At 60.5% G+C, this 20,941-nt stretch carries 16 protein-coding genes and 1 pseudogene; 9 read left to right on the forward strand and 8 right to left on the reverse strand.

The window, feature by feature from the left end; all coding sequences use genetic code 11:
- A partial coding sequence (locus SH809_17655; protein MDZ4701543.1) for a ThuA domain-containing protein occupies positions 1 to 948 on the reverse strand: 948 nt, incomplete at its 3' end.
- 108 nt (positions 949 to 1,056) lie between these two features.
- Entirely contained in the window at positions 1,057 to 1,845 is a 789-nt protein-coding gene (locus tag SH809_17660; GenBank protein MDZ4701544.1) for a GntR family transcriptional regulator, read from the reverse strand.
- Between the two features lie 120 nt (positions 1,846 to 1,965).
- On the opposite strand from SH809_17660, the gene SH809_17665 reads away from it, so the two are divergent.
- The gene (locus SH809_17665; protein ID MDZ4701545.1) at positions 1,966 to 2,391 is read left to right on the forward strand and encodes a cupin domain-containing protein; all 426 of its coding nucleotides are present in this window, start codon (positions 1,966 to 1,968) and stop codon (positions 2,389 to 2,391) included.
- A gap of 13 nt (positions 2,392 to 2,404) precedes the next feature.
- Positions 2,405 to 2,572 (forward strand): hypothetical protein, encoded by a 168-nt coding sequence (locus SH809_17670; protein ID MDZ4701546.1) that lies wholly within the window; start codon positions 2,405 to 2,407, stop codon positions 2,570 to 2,572.
- A gap of 6 nt (positions 2,573 to 2,578) precedes the next feature.
- Here SH809_17670 and SH809_17675 read toward each other — a convergent pair whose 3' ends face one another.
- Positions 2,579 to 3,439 (reverse strand): sugar phosphate isomerase/epimerase, encoded by an 861-nt coding sequence (locus SH809_17675; GenBank protein MDZ4701547.1) that lies wholly within the window; start codon positions 3,437 to 3,439, stop codon positions 2,579 to 2,581.
- Positions 3,440 to 3,618: 179 nt separating this feature from the next.
- Here SH809_17675 and SH809_17680 point away from each other — a divergent pair, with 179 nt between their 5' ends.
- Positions 3,619 to 4,554 (forward strand): DUF533 domain-containing protein, encoded by a 936-nt coding sequence (locus tag SH809_17680; GenBank protein MDZ4701548.1) that lies wholly within the window; start codon positions 3,619 to 3,621, stop codon positions 4,552 to 4,554.
- Positions 4,555 to 4,572: 18 nt separating this feature from the next.
- Here SH809_17680 and SH809_17685 read toward each other — a convergent pair whose 3' ends face one another.
- On the reverse strand, positions 4,573 to 4,941 hold the full coding sequence (locus SH809_17685; protein MDZ4701549.1) for a type II toxin-antitoxin system VapC family toxin: 369 nt from the start codon (positions 4,939 to 4,941) through the stop codon (positions 4,573 to 4,575).
- A 410-nt stretch (positions 4,942 to 5,351) separates the two neighbouring features.
- On the opposite strand from SH809_17685, the gene SH809_17690 reads away from it, so the two are divergent.
- Positions 5,352 to 5,900, forward strand: a complete 549-nt coding sequence (locus SH809_17690) for a DUF6368 family protein (GenBank protein MDZ4701550.1) — start codon at positions 5,352 to 5,354, stop codon at positions 5,898 to 5,900.
- Between the two features lie 165 nt (positions 5,901 to 6,065).
- Positions 6,066 to 6,574: pseudogene (locus SH809_17695) on the forward strand (mannonate dehydratase).
- Between the two features lie 319 nt (positions 6,575 to 6,893).
- Here the strand turns inward: SH809_17695 and SH809_17700 are convergent.
- The 3 genes from SH809_17700 to SH809_17710 form a co-directional block, all read right to left on the reverse strand.
- Positions 6,894 to 7,931 carry a T9SS type A sorting domain-containing protein gene (locus tag SH809_17700; protein MDZ4701551.1) on the reverse strand — a complete coding sequence of 346 codons (1,038 nt, stop codon included), beginning with the start codon at positions 7,929 to 7,931 and terminating at the stop codon, positions 6,894 to 6,896.
- A gap of 124 nt (positions 7,932 to 8,055) precedes the next feature.
- Entirely contained in the window at positions 8,056 to 9,159 is a 1,104-nt protein-coding gene (locus tag SH809_17705) for a right-handed parallel beta-helix repeat-containing protein (protein ID MDZ4701552.1), read from the reverse strand.
- Between the two features lie 171 nt (positions 9,160 to 9,330).
- Positions 9,331 to 13,461 carry a two-component regulator propeller domain-containing protein gene (locus SH809_17710; GenBank protein ID MDZ4701553.1) on the reverse strand — a complete coding sequence of 1,377 codons (4,131 nt, stop codon included), beginning with the start codon at positions 13,459 to 13,461 and terminating at the stop codon, positions 9,331 to 9,333.
- A 472-nt stretch (positions 13,462 to 13,933) separates the two neighbouring features.
- Between SH809_17710 and uxuA the strand changes: the two genes are divergently transcribed.
- The 4 genes from uxuA to SH809_17730 all read left to right on the forward strand — a co-directional run bounded on the left by uxuA (position 13,934) and on the right by SH809_17730 (position 19,492).
- Positions 13,934 to 14,980: a mannonate dehydratase gene (gene uxuA, locus SH809_17715; GenBank protein MDZ4701554.1), complete on the forward strand. Its 1,047-nt coding sequence runs from the start codon at positions 13,934 to 13,936 to the stop codon at positions 14,978 to 14,980.
- 213 nt (positions 14,981 to 15,193) lie between these two features.
- The gene (locus tag SH809_17720; protein MDZ4701555.1) at positions 15,194 to 17,344 is read left to right on the forward strand and encodes a DUF6351 family protein; all 2,151 of its coding nucleotides are present in this window, start codon (positions 15,194 to 15,196) and stop codon (positions 17,342 to 17,344) included.
- A 184-nt stretch (positions 17,345 to 17,528) separates the two neighbouring features.
- Positions 17,529 to 18,659, forward strand: coding sequence for a hypothetical protein (locus tag SH809_17725; protein MDZ4701556.1), 1,131 nt, complete (start codon positions 17,529 to 17,531; stop codon positions 18,657 to 18,659).
- A gap of 242 nt (positions 18,660 to 18,901) precedes the next feature.
- Positions 18,902 to 19,492 (forward strand): CBS domain-containing protein, encoded by a 591-nt coding sequence (locus SH809_17730; GenBank protein ID MDZ4701557.1) that lies wholly within the window; start codon positions 18,902 to 18,904, stop codon positions 19,490 to 19,492.
- Positions 19,493 to 19,558: 66 nt separating this feature from the next.
- Here SH809_17730 and SH809_17735 read toward each other — a convergent pair whose 3' ends face one another.
- Positions 19,559 to 20,908 carry a gluconate:H+ symporter gene (locus SH809_17735; GenBank protein ID MDZ4701558.1) on the reverse strand — a complete coding sequence of 450 codons (1,350 nt, stop codon included), beginning with the start codon at positions 20,906 to 20,908 and terminating at the stop codon, positions 19,559 to 19,561.
- Between the last annotated feature and the right edge of the window lie 33 nt (positions 20,909 to 20,941).

The raw sequence follows: 20,941 nt of genomic DNA on the forward strand, positions 1-20,941 counted from the left end.
GCCGGCGAAGTCGGGATCGAGCGCAATCCCGAGGAGCCCGTCCTCCTGCACCGTCGACACTTCGAGCTGCGCTACCAGGGAGGTCGACGCCGACGCCGGGTCGTACCGTTTCAATCGCCCCTCGCGCTCGACAAAAAACACCGCGCCATCGGGGGCGACGGCCAGTTCCATCGGGGAGGATACGGCGGCATCGAGCACCTGTTTGACGAGCCGGCCTTGCTGGGTGGCCTCACAGTCGCCCCCGACCAGGCCGGCCGCCCACCGGATGCCGGCGGAGAGGTGTGCGATGTAGTGGGGCTCGGCGTAGGTCTCGGCCGTGTGGCCGCCGCCCGTATACCACGAGCGACCGCCCTGAAACGTCTGGCACCATGCGATGGGATGATCGAACCCCATCGATCCGCCATTGTAGGTCGTTTCATCCAGCGTCGCCAGCACATGCACCGCGCCGCGGGGGTTGCGCTGGTAGTTGTACCACTCGTCCGTCCGCGTCCAGCGCTCGGGCAGGCCGTCCGTCGATGGGTGGACGCCGTCGGCCACGACGATGCGGCCGGACTGGATCTCCGGGTGGCCGGCGAAATAGGCCCCGACGAGTGCGCCGTACCAGGGCCAGTCGTACTCCGTGTCCGCCGCCGCGTGGACGCCCACGAAGCCGCCACCGGCCCGGATGAAGCGCTCGAAAGCCGCCTGCTGGGAGGCATCGAGCACGTCGCCGGTGGTGTTCAGAAAGATGACGGCGTCGAAGACCGCCAGGCTGTCGTCTACAAAATAGGCCGGGTCCTCGGTGGCGGTGAGGCGCCAGTCGTCGTTCTGGGCCATGGCTTGCAGGGCCGCGAGGCCGGCGGGGATGGAGTCGTGCCTGAAGACGGCCGTGCGCGAGTAGGCCAGGATACGGGGCTGCGCCAGTGCCGGCATCGCTGGCATGGACCCGAGCAGGACAAGCAGCAGCATTCGAATACGGGCGCACGACGGCATAGGGTTGTTTTGCGTACGAGTACGATAGACCAAGGTCCGAAACGTGGCGCTAACTTCAGACGCTCCCGCGGAGCGTCACATCCATTATCCCGCATTCCGGAACACCGGCGCGAACTCTCGCAACGGCATCCCCGAGCCGTGTGGCGAGCCGCCTTTGCGGGCGACCTCGATCTCGTACGTCACCCGGTCCGTGCGGTAGTAGCGGCGCTGGACGTAGACGGGTTTGTCGCCGGTAGTCATCGAGAGGCGCTCGATGAGAAAGACGGCGCGGCCGACGGGCACACCGAGTTGGCCGGCGATCAGCTCATCCGCATTCACCGCGTCGAGGCGGTAGCGGCCGCGGAGGACGGGCACCTGGTAATCTTCCTCCAGGATACGGTAAATCGTCTCGTGCTGGAGGTCGTAGCCCTGAAGGAGCTGGCCGTAGAAGACTGGCAGCCAGGTCTGGTCGAACGCGATAGGCAGATCGTCGCCGAGGCGGAGGCGATCAAGCCGGCAGACCCGCACGTGGGGTTCGACATTCAGGGCCACCTGCACAAACCCCGGCGGCTCGACGTGGTCAAAATGAACGACCCGGGAAGAGGCCTCGAGGCCGGCCTGCGCCATATCCTCCACAAAGTCCGTCAGCTTCACCATGCCCTGGAGCAGGCGGGCGTCCTTCACAAACGCGCCCAGGCCCTGCCGGCGGTAGATCAGCCCCTCGCTCTCGAGCGTCTGCAACGCGCGGCGGACAGTGATCCGGCTGACGTCGAACTGCTGGCCGAGCTGGTTTTCCGAGGGAAGCTGGTCGTCGACATGAAACAGACCCTTTTCGATTTGCTCGCGCAGCCAATCGCTGATCTGCTCGTGTCGTGGACGTCCTGATTGTAGCATAGGGATGGTACGAATGGCGAGGCGTGCCTCCAGGTTTTCCTGAAGATACGTCGCGGAGATCTGTTCGTTCACACGTAAATTATCGACCTCGATTCACCCACCTACGTGTAACGACAGGCCATGCTCCACCCCGACCTCCTGCGGTTTGTCACCCGGGACGACATTCAGATTGAAGAAGCGCCCTGGGGGCCGCACCACTGGCTCTGCCGGCCCGGCCTCACGGACGCGCAGGACTTGCTGCTCGTCCGCGTCCACATGCCCGCCGGCAAAGCGCATCAGTTCCACCGCCATCCCGCCATGGAGGAGATCATCTACGTCGTTTCCGGCGTCGCGGAGCAATGGGTGGATGATGCGTTCCGCATCCTCCAGGCCGGCGAAATCGCCCACATCCCGAAGGATGTAGTCCACGCCACCTACAACGCCGGCGACGAGCCGCTCGTCTTCCTGGCCATCCTTTCCCCGGCGATTTTTGAAGGGCCGGCTGTGGTGGATATGTGTCAGGAAGAACCCTGGCGCTCGCTCAAGACGCCGGTCATCTACCCGTGATTGATGCCCTCCAGTGGAACAAGGTGAGGCGGCCGGGCTGCTGGCCGCGTTTTGTGTGGAGACTGGCGCCACCCCGCGTCAGGTGCGGGCGGACGCCAGCCGGCTGGCGGATTTCCAGCGCCGGCTCGGGGAGCACGGGGTGGGTGTGCGGTGGCCGGCGCCGATGACGGCGGCGACATAACATCGCTCACCCCATCTTTTTCAGGTAGGAGGCGCTGGCCGGCAACACGGCGGGATCCATCTCCACATAGACATTGTTCAGGCCCCCGACCTTCGCGGCGTCGAAGAAATCCTTCCAGTCTACGACGCCCTCGCCAATGGCGACCGCGGACTCCTTCGCCGGCGACCAGTCCGCCAGGTGCGCCGAGATGAACCGGCCGGGGTGCGCCCGGAAATAGTCGGCCGCCTTGTAGCCGATGTTGACGACGGCGACCTGGAACTGGAGCTTGACAAGGTCCGTGTCGAAGCGTTCGAGGAGGACGTCGTAAATGAGCGTCCCGTCGATCTTTTCGAACTCGCCATGGTGGTTGTGGAAGCCGAGCTGGATGCCGGCGGCCTTCGTCTGTTCGCCGAGGCGGTTCATCGTGTCGGCGGCCTTTTTCCAGTCGTCCATCGTGGCTTCTTTGCCCAGGCCGAGGCTCGACGCCACCATCTGGGTGTAGCCCATATCCTTCGCGAAGGCGATCCGCTCGGGCAGATGGTCCCGCAACTCGGCGAAGTTGTAGTGGCTGCTTTCGCAGTGGATCCCCTCCCCATCCAGGATGCGTTTTAACTCCTTGCCGGAGTACTTGAGGAGCGGCGCGAAGCCGGATTTTTCGTAGCTGGGGGGCGAACACAGCTCGATGCCGCTGTATCCGTGGGCGACCATCTTTTTCATGGTGCCGACAAAGTCCTGCGCGATCTGCTCCCGCACCACCCAGGTCTGGAACGCGATCTTCCCGCCGGGGATCGGCGCGGGAATGTGCGCATGGAGCAACTGGGGCGTAAAGAGCGACGCAGCGGCGAGGCCGGCGGTGCGATGGAGGAAATTGCGGCGATTCATGCTCATGATTGGGGCCAGGCGAAGGTGTGTGGGGTAGGAGTGCATCCAATATCCCCAGAAAAGCGCTTACTTGCAAGCCGGTTTCGGAACACACCCGTAAGGACACGATACATCGTATCCCGCATACCCAACATCTTCCCGGATCGCGCGTACCAGCGGCACATCCACCAACCTGACATACATCCATGGAGCTTACGCTGGAGAAACGAGACGCGATCGCCACCCTGTGCCTCATGGCCGCTTTTGCCGACGGCCAGAAAGACGACAACGAGCGGGACCGCATCAAGGAGATCTTCGACAGCCTCGGCGCCGGCTTCTCGCCATCCCTGTACACCCGCGTCGTCCTCGGCCAGGCCGATATCAACGCCGCGGCCGATACGCTCGACGCGCCGGCGCTACGGACCCTCGCCTACGAAATGGCCGTCGGTGTCTGCGATGCAGATGGCGCGACTACTGGCGACGAAAAGGCTTTTCTGGAACGTCTCAGCACGGCTCTCGGACTCGACGCCGCCGCCTCGCGCGCCTTCCTGGCGCAGGGCGACGCCCTGGCGACGCTCCCGCTCGACAGCGCGGAACCCGTGCCGGCCGTGGCCTCAACCGGTCCGGCCGGCGCCCTGAAGGACGATCCAATCCTCGATGCCCTCATTCTGAAATACGCCGTCATCAACGGCGGGCTGGAGCTCCTGCCGCAGTCCCTCGCCTCGATGGCCATCATCCCACTCCAGATGAAGCTCGTCTACAGCGTGGGGCAACACTATGGCTACGCGTTGGATCAGGGTCACATCCGCGAGTTGCTGGCGACGGTAGGTGTGGGGATGACCTCACAGGTCGTCGAGAACTTCGCGCGCAAGATCGTCGGCGGGGTGTTGAAGGGGACGCTGGGCAAGATGGGCAGCGCGGCAACCGGGGCGGCGGTGACGTTTGCGTCCACGTACGCCGTGGGGCACGTGGCGCGGTCGTATTACAGCGCCGGCCGGAAGCTGGAGCCGGAGACGCTCAAACGGATGTTCAGCGAACACGTCGAACGCGGCAAGGCCCTGTTCACCAGCCACCAGCCGGCCGTCGAAGCCAGCGCGCGGAATACGGACGTGGGGTCGTTGCTGAAGATGGTGCGAGGGTAAATACGAAGTTTACTCCGCCTATTTGCCTTCGAATGGGTTAAAAAGTCGCAATCCTTCTACCCATTCAAAATCCTTTACATTACGCGTCACTAACACCCTTCCCCAATGGAGCGCCGTAGCTGCAATGAGCGAATCACCAAGCGCCATGGATTGTTGCCTTCGCAGATGAATCGCCAATTCCAGGACACCCGGTGAGATAGGAAGTACTTCGGCAACCAAGAAGAACTCCTCCAATAAACGTTGCTCGTGCTCGGTGAGACGGTGATATCCAAGTGTCTCCACCATGCTCACAGCCGATACCGACGGGGCCTGTTCAGCGATAAAACGCCTCAGCCACTCGTTTTCAGGAAGGGCGGCATAAATGATTATGTTGCTATCGAGGAGCACAGCCGATCACTTCGAGCGAAACGGGAGTGGCCTATCTTCCCGCACAGCCTGTTGCCACTCGACGGGGTTCTCTATGTCCGAAAATGCCGAAGATTCAGCGAGCTTCTCCAATAGATCGGCCATACGTTGCCCTCTGCCTTCGCGCGTGGTTGGGGTCTCGATCAGCGTGATGTGCACACGTACCGGATGCGGAAGCTGGGGATCATCCTGGGCCCAGGCAATCGTATTCCCGTCTAATATGGCTTCGTAGGTTCTGAGCATGAGTCACGTGGGCTTTTTCGAGTGAACGTCCTCATTCAAGCAAAGGTTTTGCTTCAGGCTTCGGGGCAGCAAATTCGCCGATCAAGCCCGATGCGACGAACGTTTCCATGATTATCTACCGCCGGCCACGTCGCTGAAGAGACAGACCCATGGGACTTCGCGCGCGCATCCTGCTCCCCAGACCGCTTTCCGAGAAACACGTCGCCATCCTCGAGCAGGGACTTCGTACGATCAGCACCGACTTCGAGCCCGGCCTGTTCGACGAGGAGGGGTGGGACTTCTCTCTGACCAACGGGTACCCGATTCGCATCCGGTACCGGGGGCCGGCTCGCCGGCTCTACATGAGCTTCTACACCAACGAAACCCTGATCGACGAACAGGAAGCCGACATGATCGGCGCCGGCTTCGGCTGGAAACCCACCTACGCCTTTACCGTCGGCTCCTACGAAACCGAGCCCTGCGACCACCACCTCCTCGGCGGCCTCACCCTCATCCTGGCCGAAAAACTGCGCGGCCTCGTCGACTACTGCGGCTACCTTACCCCCGGCCGCGTCACCGATCCCAAACGCCAGAAAGACATGAATCTGGCCCGCCTCCGCGGCCGGCTCTGCATCGTCAACGGCTACTTCCAGTATCACGTCTCGGACCCGCTCTTCCTCCGGTCGTGGCTCCAGCATCCGGGGTTTATGATGATATAGGTTGGCAGAAATAGGTTGCAGGTTGGCAGGTTACAGGTTGCAGGTTGCTCGTACACACGCGAACTTGCCAACCTTTGGATTCTTCGAGTCCGTCGGCTTCGCCGCCGTCCCGCAGGACAGGCCTGCCAACTTGCCAACCTGTAACCTGCCAACCACTTCATGCGCATGACCTTCCGCTGGTACGGCGCTGACGACCGGGTCACGCTGGCATATATCCGCCAGATCCCCGGGCTTGTCGGCATCGTCAGCGCCCTGTATGACATCCCGCCGGGGGCCGTCTGGCCGCTGGAGCGTATTCTGGCCCTCAAGGCGTCCATCGAGTCCGCCGGCCTGGCGTTTGACGTCGTCGAAAGCATCCCGAGGACATCAAGCTCGGCCGGCCCACCCGCGACGCCCACATCGATGCCTACTGCCACAGCATCGAGCATCTGGGCGCGGCCGGCATCCCCGTGTTGTGTTACAACTTCATGACAGTGTTCGACTGGACGCGCACCCGGATCGACCTGCCGATGCCGGACGGGTCCACAACGCTCAGCTACGACCACGACGAGCTTTCCCGGATTAATCTCTCCTGCGTCGGCAAATCGCTGCCGGCGTGGGCGACCTCTTACTCCGCCCGCCAGATCGACGAACTCTTCGACGCCTACACACAGGTCGATGAAGAGCGGCTCTGAGACCATCTAGCGTATTTCCTCGAACGCGTGGTGCCCGTCGCCGAGGCGGCCGGCGTGAAAAACGGCTCGAAGACCCTGTCCCGAGTAGATACCCTGGGTAAGAACCGGGGATGGCAGGGGGACGTCATGCCATCAGATTTCAGAGCCTTCAGCAAACCTGGGATGTGCAGACATATACGAAGAGCCCCGGGCGCCTTCGCGTACCGGGGCTCCGTGCTGACTACTGGACACTTTTCGCAAACCGCCTTTCCCTAGGGCCGTCCGGGGCAGTCTCCAGCCTTCACCCCTTACAATCCTGGAACGCGCAGGCCGCTTCCGTTTACTTCAACAACAGCATCCTCTGGGTCAATGCGCCATCGGGCGTTTCCAATCGATACAGATACGTGCCGCTTGGCAGATCGCCAGAAGAGAATGTGACCTCGTGGCTGCCGGAATCCTGGACACTATCCACAAGGCGCCGGACTTCCCGGCCCAACACGTCATAGACCATGAGCTGGACATAGCCCTGCTCTTCTATGGAGAAGCGAATAGTCGTCGAGGGGTTGAAGGGATTGGGATAGGCCGTTAAAGAGCTCGCGGGTGCTGATTCCTGTTCTATGCTGAACGTGATGTCATCGAGCGCAACAGACCCTTGCGTCCGTATCGTCATACTGACGACTCCCGGCGTGCCCTTGCCCATGTCGCCGGCGTCCGTGATCACGACGGCTTTGCCGTTCTTACCCGTTACCGGTGCCCTGAACGGAGTCATGTTACTATCCTCCGCAAAGCGATCGCACACGGGAGCGGAACAGAGCCGGAAAATCACAAAATCGTCTTCATCGATATCAACTGCGGTGATGCTGTGTATTGTGATAGGGTGAGGGAAATTGAGTATGTGTAGGGCCGGGGCATTCGTGCTGTTCGGATCATCCAAGCCCGATACGCGCGTATCATGAAAAATGAAGACGTGTCCCTGTCCTGAATCGTTTGCATACAACTGACCCTTCTCCCCACCTATGCCTCTTCCCGGGCCGCCGAAGGTTTCATTCGGAGTCCCGAGGTCGTATTCATCACCACTGCACACATCACCCGGGCAGGCTGAGTCTAGGATCGTAGGTACCCCAAAAACAGAAAGAGGGGAGCGGCTGATCAGCGTAATCGGGCCGAAACTGCCGCCTGAAAAGAGAGGCCCTACTTCTAGATTGGAGCCAGGAGCAACATTCTCAAAATCGATGACATCAGTCGTTTGGGCCGTCTCCTCATTGAATGCAACTCGTTGCGCTTGCGTTGTTGTTACAAAGGCGAAGAATGGAAACAAAAGGGCAGATAATCTCAGCAGAAAGGCAATCGACCGGTTTTTCGTTGTATGCGTAGCCATATGCTTACCTCTGACACGTTTAAATCACCTGACACAACAACATACCCCCCGACGGCGTCGGCAGGGTGGGTAGCCAAAAGTGTCCAGTAGTCTGGGCTCCGTGTTATGCTTACTGTTTAGGTCGTCAATAACAAGGATCGATCGAAAGATCGACCAGCTGGCCGCCCGTGATCTTGTCGTCTACGCCGCAGTCTTTCACGACCATGTCGTTGTATTTCTGGGTATTAACTATCGTTTCGCGAGAAGTGGGCGTAAAGAAGCCAAAGCGATTGGAATCACCGGCCAGTTCGATATCGTACTTGGCGTTATTGCCTCCCCGATTGTTGACGAGGTAGTTCTTATTGGCGCCGTCCACGACGAGATAGCCGGTGTCCAGGTTGTCGTGAGAGTAGTTGTCGCGCACCATCCACAGGGTTGCATTCACCTCGGAGCCGACGAGGTCTCCACCCGGTGTGGCCAGCGTAACCGGGTGATTGCATAATACGATGCCTATTAAATTCCCATGGGTGTTATTGTTCGCGATCAAGCCTTTCCGATCGCTGACAAAAATACCGACCAGGGCATCTGAGACATCGTTGTGTTCGATGATGGCGAAATTGCCATTGACTACCAGCACGCCCTCCGTGAAGCCGAGATCGCCGGTTTGCCAGCGTGTTGAACTGACGATTTTATTGTGCCTGATGGACACGTGATCGCTGTGCTGAATGATCACCCCCCGCTCGTGCTCGAGGATGGTCATATGGCTCATCACCATGTTCGGGGAATCCTCGACCCAAAGTGCCGTGCCGCCGACATCGCCTTTCGGGATGATTTTGAAATCACGAACGACGACATCGGGGGCGCCGTAGATCAACAACGCAGGATCCATGATTCCCGTTGTGAATTCCGGGGTGGTATCAGAGATGAGCGTCGCTCCAGTTTCACCAACAAGGGTCACGGTGTGGTTGATTTCGACGGTGCCCGACTCATGATGCAGGCCCGATTTCAGCAGGACGACACCGCCTGATCCCGCGGACGCAATGGCGTCTGCTAGCGCATCGACCGAGCCGGCCGGGACTTCCACGACTGTGCCGCTCGAAAGTAGCTCGTCCAGCGTTTTTTCCGCTGCATTATTTCCTTCCGCACCGGACTCGGCAACAATGCTGCCGCCGGTTTCTACAGGTAACGTGTCCGTACAGCCCGGCATAATCAACCCTGCCAGGCAACAGAGCATCACTATCCTTTTCATACTCGCCTCCTTGTTCAAAATAGGTTGGAAGAACCAGATTCTCGGGGAACGCTCCAGTTGAGCGAATCTGCATTCACAACCTAACAAAAGGCGATTGGCTGAATGAGACAGGTTTTTTACTGCCCGTGTAGTGTCCTCTCCAATAAAGAATTTGACGGATGGGCGAACATCTCAATGATTCAAATCAGCAAACGCCCTGGGGGCGACGCCGTACTTTCTGCGAAAAGCCGTGGAAAAGTGGGAGGGTGATTTGAATCCTGTCCGATACGCCACTTCGGCGACGGTAGCCGAGTGAGACTGGAGCAATTGAGCCGCCCGTGTGAGTCGAATTTCCCATATCAATGCCGTCGGGGTCTTCTCGGTAGTCGCCCGTATTTTGCGGCCGAGTTGGCGTGAGCTCACCCCCAGCTCGTCGGCCAGTTGCGAGACACCGAAATGGCTGTCGCTGATATGGTCCTCGATGATGGCCACCACGCGCTCCAGAAACGCCTCGTCTTCGGCCTGGACGATCACATTGGAAGGCTTGAGTACCACTTCCCGGCTGAATTTTGAGCGCAGGTCATTTCTCGACCGAATGAGACCGGCCACGCGAGCTCTCAACTCGGCCGGACTGAAGGGCTTCTCCAGATAATCGTCTGCCCCACAATCGAAGCCCTTTACGGCTTCCGATTCGCCGGCGAGGGCGGTAAGCAGCATGATCGGGATATGACGCAGCGACTCATTGCTTTTTATCTTCCGGCACAGCTCGAAACCGTCCAGCCCCGGCATCATCACGTCGCTCACGATGAGCGCTGGAGGTTGCTTCAACAACTTCGCCCAGGCGTCATCGCCATTGGCCGCCTCGATGACGGTGTAGTCCGTTTCCAGTTCTCCGCGCAAGTACTCCCTGACATCCGGGTTGTCGTCCACGATCAAGATGCCGGGGTGATCGGGTGTAGAAAGGAAAGGCTCGTTTCCGTTCTGGTTCGATGATGGCGCATGCCGCGCGAAGTGACGGGGGAGCCGGGCAGATCTGGTATCTGGCCGTTCCCGGTTTTTTTTCGTGGCCGGCAGACTGGCTGGAAGCGTTACGGTAAACGTGCTTCCGAAACCCACTTCGCTTTCGACGCTGATCGTGCCCTGGTGAACTTCCACGAGCTCTTTGGCCAGCGCCAGCCCGAGACCGGCGCCTCTGTATTGCCGATGGGCCGGCCTTTGAAGTTGTTCGAACCGATCGAAAAGTCGATCGAGATCTTTTTCCAGAATTCCGATTCCCGTGTCTCTAATGAGGATCGCGATGGACTTCGCGTCGCCGGCCACGGGTTTTAACGACACCCCTACCTTGCCGCCAGCCTCTGTAAATTTGATCGCATTCGAAAGAAGATTGCCTACGATTTTTTCTACTTTATCCCGGTCGAAGACAAGCGGCCAGGACGGTACGTCGCAATGGAAATAAAGGGATACCTGCTCGCGTTCGGCCATCGGGGTAAAAGCGTGGATGAGATCTTTCAGGCAGCTGGCGAGATCCTGTTGTTCCGCGTACAACTCCATCTTGCCGTTTTCTATTCTGGCCAGATCGAGCATTTGATCCACCAGATGAAGCAGCGAATACGCCTGATTCTGAATCCTGCCAAAGGTCGTTGTTAGTGCCTCCCTCGTCGATCCACCGGCGCCCCGAAGGGCTTTCTCGACAGGGCCGAGAATCAGTGTGAGCGGCGTGCGAAACTCATGCGATATATTGGCGAACAGGCGGCTTTTGGCCTGGTCGAGTTCGATCAACTGACGGGCCTGCTTCTCCAGTTGGTCTTTCTGGGTTTCGAGTTGTTCGTTTCGTTCTTCGAGCCGGCGCTCGTGTTCGAGTAATCGGCTGTTTATCTCCTCTATTTCGCGGGCGCGCTCGATTTCTCGTGCCATCGCGCGATCGCGTTCCTGGCGCAGCAAACGATGGCGTTGCATGCGCTCCAGCACAAGGATGCTCGCCACAAGGAGCAGTCCATATCCGGTGAAGGCAAAGGGCGTGCGCCACCAGGGAGGCAAGATGGTGAAACGCAGCGAGATCGGTTCGCTCGAGACGCCGTCGCTGCTAGCGGCCTTGGCGCGGAACGTGTAAGTGCCCGGTGGTAGACTGCTGTATTCCGCCCGACGAAGATTGCCGACATCGCGCCACTCCCTATCGCGTCCTTCCAGCATGACGGTGTACTGGTTCCGCTCGGGCTGGCTATAATGCAGCCCCGCGTATTCGATGGCGACGACGTTCTGGCTGTAGGGCCATTTCAGAGGCTCTGCATCTGATCGCAGATCGAAGCCCGCATCGCCAATCCCAGGTTGATGCAGGCGTTGCCCTTTTACAAAAAGCCCGGTGATCACCATGGCCGGCGGATACGGGTTGTCAACGATCCCTTCTGGAAAGAACGCCGTCACGCCGGCCGGACCTCCGAAAAACAGCTCACCGTCGCTTCCCTTGTTAAAAGCGTCCCACGAGAACCGAAGATCATCCAATCCGTCGTCCAGGCCGTAATTGCGAAAAACGCCGGTCTTCGGATCGAAACGCGACAGGCCAGCATCGGCCGTACTCAGCCACAGATACCCCCTGGCATCCTCGAGTATCCCCATGACGGCATTCGAGGACAATCCATCTTTCACCGAGTAGGTCGTTGTGATGCCGGAAGCCTTGTCGAGCTTAACCAGTCCGTTCCTCCCATACCACAGCGATCCACCCTGATCCTCAATCATTGACGTGCATCCTGAATTGACGGCGACACCTGAGAAAGACGCGTCTTCAGGATTGAACCGGCTGATCGTATTCTCTGCGCAAATCCATAGTCCACCTTCCTGATCTACGAACAATACATTGATGTCCGCTACGGGCAGACTTGATGGATCCGCCGGATCTGGAAGAAATCGCTTAATCCGATTTGTAACTGGATCAATCCGATTCAAGCCTCCTGCAGTACCCACCCATATCATTCCCTCTTGATCTTGCGCAATAGCGGTCACCACAGAATCACTCAGACTAAGGGGATTCTGTGGAATATGGGGGAAGTGGGTGAACGTCTCCGTCGCCCGATCGAATCGGTCGAGGCCACCGCCATACGTACCCACCCACAGCACGCCGGATCGATCCTCGTAGAGGAAGTTCACGTTGTCGTGCGCGAGGCTGCTAGGATCGCCCCGCCTGTGGCGGAAATAGGTCACTTTGCCCGTCGTCCGATCGATCCGATTGAGCCCGCCCGCCGTCGTTCCGGCCCACAGGGCGCCGGTATGATCTTCCCAGACGGACCACACGTGGCTATAGCTCAAGCTGTTTGCGTTCCCGGGCTGATGTCTGAATTGACGAAATCGTTTGGCGAACTGATCGATCTTATTGATGCCTCCACCGGTCCCGATCCAAAGGACGCCGGTTCGATCCTCATAGATCGAAAGGACGTCGTCGTCTGAGATGCTTGCCTTATCGACCGGATTGTATCGATATGAGGCCGAGATCTGGGTATCCCGATCCCACCGATGGAGACCGGTTCCATAGCTCGTTATCCAGAGATTGTCCTTCCCATCCTCGAAAACATGCGTAACGCCCGTGCCGGCATACGTCAGTTCCGCCGACCAGAGTATGGACCGCTTTCCGTCGACCAGGTAGGGAATGCGTACAAAGGCATCCGCTACAGGATTGTATCTGTGCAATCCATTGCCCGCCGTGCCTACCCACAGTTCTCCCCTTCTGTCCTCAACTACCGCGTGTACGTCGTTTGAGATCAGACTCGAGGCATCGCCCGGCCGGTACATGTAGTGCTTGAAGACGCCTGATTTTCGCTCGAGCCGATGAAGCCCTCCACGCCCCGGAGTGCCGACCCTAAAACCGTCGCCGGTCCCAATCCACAGCGTTCCTGAACGATCTTCATAGATCGTCTGGACCCACCCATCGCCCAGGCTGTTGACATCATCGGGATCGTGCAAGTAGGCCTCAAAGGTATTGGCCTCGCGGTCGAACCGAAAAAGACCCCCTGCCGTACCGACCCAGAATTCGCCAACCGGACTTTCGTACAAAACGAGAATCTCATTCTCGGGGAGAGACGTCGTATCCGAACCCGGGTAGAAACGATCAAAAGTACCGGAAGTCGGAACATAGCGGTTCAATCCCCTCGAAGTGCCAACCCAGAGCGTTCCCGACCGATCGAGGATCAGCGAACTGACCCGGTTGTCAGATAGTGAAGATGCATCCAGGCTACTGTGGGTGTACGCCTTGAATGAATACCCGTCGTAGCGATTCAGTGCTTCAGTGGTGCCGAACCACATGAACCCGACGGTGTCCTGCGCGATCGAAGTCACCCGGCTGCCGATCAGTCCGTCGGGCTTGGCGAGGCGGTCGAACCGGAGGGACTCCGGCTGAGCCTTCAACGACTGACCCAGGATGGGCGCAAGGATACAAAAAATCCCTATGACTGAAACTCGCTTCATACGAGCGATCGGATGCGTTCAGCGGCCGGCTACATGGGGCGACTGAATCCCTTCCGTTCGCCGGCGCTCAACAAGAAGTATATCGCATCGCTGCATGTATGGCAAGCGGAACTGCAGATATGAACGAGTATTTGAGCCGCCTGGCCCTCCATCGTTATCCCCGACAAGGCTTGCGGGTTGACGCCGTACACTCGAACTTGCAACCTGTGGATCCTTCGAGTCCGTAGGCTTCGCCGACGTCCCTCAGGACAGGCCTGCCAACCTGTATCTTGCTAACTTATGGATCCTTCGATTCCGTCGGCTAAGGCCGACTTCACTCAGGACAAGCCTGCAACCTCTCCTTATGCGAATGACCTTCCGCTGGTACGGCGCCGACGACCGGGTTACACTGGCATACATCCGCCAGATCCCCGGGCTCGTCGGCATCGTCAGCGCTTTGTATGACATCCCGCCCGGCGCCGTATGGCCGCTGGAGCGGATCCTGGCGCTCAAGGCGTCCATCGAGGACGCCGGCCTGGCGTTCGACGTCGTCGAGAGCATCCCCGTCCACGAGGACATCAAACTCGGCCGGCCCTCCCGCGACGCGTACATCGACGCCTACTGCCGCAGCGTCGAACACCTGGGCGCGGCCGGCATCCCCGTGTTGTGTTACAACTTCATGACGGTGTTCGACTGGACGCGTACCCGCGTCGACATGCCGATGCCCGACGGGTCCACCACCCTCAGCTACGACCACGAGGAGCTGAAGCGGATCGACCTCTCGTCGGTCGGGAAGTCCCTGCCGGCCTGGGCCACGTCCTACTCCGCCCGCCAGATCGACGAACTCTTCGATGCCTACAAACAGGTCGATGAGGAGCGACTGTGGGATCATCTGGCGTATTTCCTCGAACGCGTCGTGCCCGTCGCGGAGGCCGCCGGCGTCAAGATGGCCATCCACCCGGACGACCCGCCGTGGTCCACCCTCGGCCTCCCGCGCATTATCGGCTCGCAGGCGGCGCTGCGGCGATTTATCCGGCTCGTCGACAGCCCGGCCAATGGGGTCACGCTCTGCACGGGATCCCTGGGCGCCAACCCGGCGAATGACCTGCCGGCCATCACGCGCGAAATTGGCGGCGCCGGCAGGATCCACTTCGCCCACTCCCGCAATGTGCGGGTTACGGGCGATAAAAAATTCCACGAGAGTGAACACCCGTCCCGCTTCGGAAGCGTCCCGATGCTGGAGGTGATGAAGGCCTACCGGGACGTCGGCTTCAAAGGCCCCATGCGGCCGGACCACGGACGAATGATCTGGGGCGAAACCGGCCGCGCCGGCTACGGCCTCTACGACCGCGCCCTCGGCGCAATGTACCTCCAGGGGTTGTGGGAAGGCGTGAGCGAAGGCAAAAGGTAAAAGGCAAAAGTAAAAATGGAAAATCGAAACCCCGTAGGTCGGGTTAGGCCGGCCACCTCGTGCCCATCTGGCGAATATGCCTATCCGGCCGTAACCCGACAACCCGGTCGAAGCAACACAAAGTGCCCCCATCCGGCCGTAACCCGACATGCGTCGAAGCACGCCAGGGGTTTCGTATCCCATCGCCGGGATAAATTGATCGGGTTATTTTTAATGGTTGTCATCGGTTGCGGTACACCGGCCGACGGCCTCCGCATCGATGTCGTCTCGGCGCCGGCGGAATGGGTGAGCGGAGGGATGGCGCGGCTGGAGATCGTTGGCGCCACGGAGGCATCCATCCTCCTGAACGGCACTCCGGTTAATGGCTTCATACGCAACGGAGACGGCCGGCTCGAGGGCATCGTGTCTGGCCTCCGCGAGGGCGCCAATACGGTGGAGGTTGAAGCCGGCGGGGATAAGGCCTCCATCATCCTTACCAACCATCCCATCCAGGGACCGATGTTCTCCGGGCCGGCGCAGATGCCCTTTGTCTGCGCCTCGGAAGAACACCGCGCCCGCGCCCGCCTCGGCGCGCCGGTGGATGCCGACTGCACCCTCCCCACCGCCATCGACTTCGTCTACCGCTCCACCGCCGACGGCTCCTGGAAACCCTACGACCCCGCCGGCCCGCGGCCGGCCGACCTCGCGCAGACGACCACGCTCGACGGGAAGACCGTCGACTTCATCGTCCGCTGGGAGCGGGGCACCATCAACCGATTCATCTACAGCATCGCGATGCTCTCGCCGGCCGGCCAGGACGCCGCCACGCCCGACCTCAGCGCCTGGAATCGCCGCGTCATCTACGCCTTCCAGGGTGGCGTCGGCATCGGCCGCTATCAGGGCAACCCGAATCCGGGAGACATGCTCTACCCCTACGGCCTCGAAACCGGCTACGCGATCCTCTACTCCACCGGCACCCGCACCTCCACCCACTACGACCTCCAGGTGGGCGGCGAAACCGCGATCATGCTGAAGAACCGATTCGTCGCGGCCTACGGCAAGCCGCTGTATACGGTTGGCGTCGGGGGCTCTGGCGGAGGGATCCAGCAATACGTCTACGCCCAGAACCATCCGGGATTGATCGACGCCGGCGTGCCGCAATACGCCTATCCGGACATGATCACCCAGACGATCCACGTGGGCGATTGCGAACTGCTCGAACGGTACATGGACGCAGAGGTCGCCCGAGATCCCGGTTCGAAATGGGCGACATGGTCCAACCGGACCTGGCTCCAGGGCTTAAACGCGTCGGACACCCTCGCCAACCCGTACAACGGCGGCCGTCCCGGGCTCTCGGAATGCATCGAGGGCTGGCGCGGCCTCACCGCGCTTACGTTTAATCCCCACTACGGCACCGTGCCCGGCATCTCCCCGGAAGACCAGGCCGGCACCGAGTGGACCCACTTCGACGACCTCGTCCAGATCTACGGGAAAAACGAAGACGGGTACGCGCGGCGGACGTGGGACAATGTGGGCGTCCAGTACGGCTTCCAGGCCCTGCGGGACGGCCACATCACGCCGGAGGAGTTTATCGACCTCAACGCACGGATCGGCGGGTGGAAGCCGGCGAAGGAATCCGTCCAGGAAGGGCAGCCATACCTCCCCGAAGGCGACTTCGATATCTACAGCGCCCGCAACATGACCCTCAGCCCGAACGACGCCGGCGACCCGCCCGCGCCGCGAACGACAGCCGATGCCGGCGCCATCGAATCTGCCTATACCAGCGGCATGGTATTCACCGGGAAGATCGACATCCCCATCATCGATTGGCGGCACTATCTGGAACCGGAGCTCGATATGCACAACAGCCACCAGTCGTTCGCCATCCGCCAGCGCATGCTCAACCACGACGGCGACGCGGCCAACCAGGTCGTCTGGTTCACCGACACCCGCGCCGGGCAGACCCGGTTCGACCAGACGCCCCTTGCGTTTCAGGTCATCGACGAGTGGATGGCCAACCTCCGGGCCACCCCGGAGCGCGGCGTGGCCGGCAACAAACCCGACCGGGCCGTCGATAGCTGCTACGACACCTCGGGCGCTCTGATCTATGCCGGCACCAACGCCTGGGCCGGCATCCTCGAAGACGGCGAAAAAGGACCCTGCGCCCGGCAATTCCCTGTCTTTAGCACCTCGCGCATCGTGGCCGGCGGACCGATCACCGGGGATGTATTCAAGTGCCACCTTCAACCCATCGATGAGGCCGTACAGAAAGGGCTATATGGGGATTGGGAGATGACGCCTCCGCAACGGGACCACCTGGAGGCGATATTCCCCCAAGGCGTCTGTGAATACGCGCGTGGCGATGCCCGCCGGCCGGCGTTGTGATGACCTGAGGCCACCATGCCATCGCGCATCGCAAGCGGCCGGACCAAGCCCGGGAAACGTAAAGGCCCCGCCGCGATTCAACGCACTGTCCGTCCTCCTCATCGTCCGGCGCAAGCGATCGGTCATCCTTCGTCGCGCCAGACTCCTGCCGGCTTAGCCCGGCACAGGCTTTCCAGCCGACCGTATGCATTTTGAACTCGACACCGTCGACGCCCTGCTTGCCCACCTCGCGGAATATGAACAGCTCGACGGCGTGGTGTGTCAGGGGCTGAATTTGAGCCATCAGACCGAGACATTGCTCGGCGTCACGGCCGCCGGCGCCGCGTTTCTCGGATGTCAATTGGAGGATCGCGCCCTACTCCATGTCATTGCGACGGGAGGCATCGTTTTCCCGCGCCTGGCGGATGTGCCCTACCATCCCTATCGATCGACGCTGTATACCATCGAGGAGTTGATGGAGGGGTACCGCCGCGGAGAGCCGGGTAGTTTCCAGCGTGATGCGCTGGATATGACCATCTACCAACACTTCACCCGCTTTCGTCTCAGCAACGAATCTCCCCCTCTCCTCGAAGCGCTCGCCCAGCGCCTGCACGACCACGCTATCGACGATGCCCTGAACGAGTTGCTGGGGCAGCATCCGCAGATCGTTGCCATCATGGGCGGTCATCGGCTGGTCCGCGGCGAAAAAGCGTATCGAGACGTTGCCCACATCGCCCACGGCCTGACGGCTCGGGGCTACTTCATCGCCACCGGCGGCGGCCCGGGCGCCATGGAAGCCGCCAACCTCGGCGCCCACATGGCCCGCTACCAGCCCGACGAACTCGAATCCGCGATCGATATGCTGGCGGGCGAACCCTCGTACAAGTCGAACGCCTACCTGGACCTCGGCTTCGCCGTCCGCGACCGCTACCCGGACGCCGGCCAGAGCCTGGCCGTGCCAACCTGGTTTTACGGCCACGAACCCACCAACCAGTTTGCTTCTCATATTGCGAAGTACTTCGCCAACAGCATTCGGGAAGACGTGCTGCTTGCCATCGCCTCATCCGGTGTGGTGTACGCGCCAGGCAGCGCCGGCACGATCCAGGAGATCTTCATGGATGCGGCGCAGAACCATTATGGCAGCTTCAAAGTCGTTAGCCCCATGGTATTTTATAACACAGCGTTCTGGTCCGAGCACACCCCGATTTTCCCCCTGCTCCGGCAACTCGCCGTCGGCAAGCAATATCACGACTTGATTTCGATCCACGATTCTCCGGACGACATCATCCACTTCATCGAGTCGCACCGCCCCATCCCGTATGACCCGAATTATTGAGTAACGTTACGCGTTCTCCCGTTGAACGTTTGGTGATCTGGTACGCGCCATTGAGCTGTGGAGCGAGATTCCTGTAGGCAACGCAAAACGCGCAACTAGTCAACGCGTAACGTCCCGAGGAACAGAGTCCGGCGGCTGCGCGTGGGAAAGCCATTATCTTCTCTCCGGGCCTCTGATAGCCAAGCCGCACGTCCGCATTCTTTCCTCTCGCGCCCCGTGCCGGCACATACCGTTGCGTCGTCATGCCGATCGAATGGGTGGGCGAAAGCCTGCCGACGACCTATAAGCCGGATGAAACCCGGCCGGTAACACCCTCCGACCGGGGCAAGCCGGATCGCGAGCACAACGCCGCGCTCTCGAAACGACGCGGAGGCCCCGGCACCAACCCCTACAGTCAGTCACTGGCCCGCCAGAATCAGCGCCTGGAAGAGGCCGTCTTCGCCAAGGAGGTCATGCAAACGCGGATGCAGACCATCGAACCCGAACAGACCTTGCTCGATGCGGTCCGCCTCTTCGCCGAGCACCACATCGATCATCTCCCCGTTAAAAACCGCACCGGTAAACTCGTCGGCATCCTTTCGCAGCACGACGTGATGCATACGATGGCCGCCGGCCGCGCCCCGGCCGACGTCATGATCGCCGAAGTCATGACCCGGCATGTCCTCACCGCTACCGGCAACACCACGCTCCGCGAAATCTCCCGCGTGATGGTGATGGAAGACATCCACTGCATCCCCATCGTGGACGCCAATCAGAAAATGATCGGCCTACTCACCGCCAGCGACATGCTCCATTGCATGGTCAATCACCACAAGCTGAACGTGTGGATCTGATGGTTGCAGGTTAGCAAGTTGCAGGTTAGCAAGTTATGTAACCTTCAACCTGCGAACCTGCCAACCCTATAGAAACATACTGATCACTAGCACCACTGCCATGCCCACGGCCCCGACGATGCTCGAGACGACCGTCCACGATTGGATCGTCTGCTTCTCTGTCATCCCCATATAGCGGCAGACGAGCCAGAAGCCGGAATCGTTGACATGTGACGCCATCGTGGCGCCCGCGGCGATGGCAATCGTTATGCAACCCACCAGCGGCGCGGAGAACGAGCCGGCTTCGATGGCCGGCGCGATCAGGCCGGCGGCCGTCACCATCGCCACCGTCGCCGAACCCTGCGAGAGGCGGACGACCAGCGCGATTAGATACGCCAACAGCACCATCGGCAGCCCGGTGGCGGCCATCGTGTCGGCCAGCGCCGCCCCGACGCCGGTGGCGATCAACACCTTGCCAAACACTCCGCCGGCGCCCGTCACCAGGATGATCAAGCCGACAGGCTCCATCGACCGGGTCGCGATCCGCTGGATGTCATCCCGCGAATACCCCCGAAGGGTGCCCAGCGTGTAAAACGCCAGCAATGCCGCGAGCAACAGCGCGATGAACGGGTGCCCGATGAAACCGATCCACTGCACAACCAGGCTCTCCTTCGGCAGCATCACCGCCGTGACGGTGTTGGCCAGAATCAGCACGATCGGCAACCCGATGATCGTCATCACGTTGGCAAAAGAAGGCAGGTCTTTCGACTCCGTGTCGCCCGACGGCATGTCGCGCGCCATATGCTCGGGAATCGCGATATACATCTTGTTCGCGATGTACTTCCCGTACAAGATGCCGCCAACCGCCGTCGCGGGGATGCCGGCGACGATCCCAAAAAAGATCACCCACCCGAGATCGGCATTCAGCAACGCCGCGACCGCGACCGGGCCGGGCGTCGGGGGGATAAAGGCGTGCGCCACACCCATGCCGGCGATCAGCGGGACGCCGTAATATAATAGCGACGTCTTCGCCCGCCGCGCGAGGCTGTAGACGAGGGGGATAAATAGGATCAGCGCCACGTCGAAAAACACCGGCGTAGATACGATGAGCCCGGTTAGCGCCAGGGCCCACTGGGACTTCTTCTCTCCAAATCGATCGAGCAGCGTTCGCGCTATTCGCTCCGCCCCGCCGGATACCTGCAGCAGCTCCCCGAACATCGCCCCGATGCCCACCACCACGGCGATATACCCCAGCGTACCGCCCATGCCGTCCTGGATCGTCTTCGCGATCTCCCCGATCGGCATGCCGCCGGCGATGGCCACGAACAGGCTCGCCAGCAACAGGGCGATAAATGCGTGGAGCCGAACGACGATCACCAGAAACAACAGCAGTCCGATCCCGATGACCGCCAACGAAATCAAAAATACAGTAGACATAGTGTTATAGTCCGATTACCACCATTCCCATCC

This window comes from Rhodothermales bacterium, from assembly GCA_034439735.1.
GTDB lineage: Bacteria > Bacteroidota > Rhodothermia > Rhodothermales > JAHQVL01 > JAWKNW01.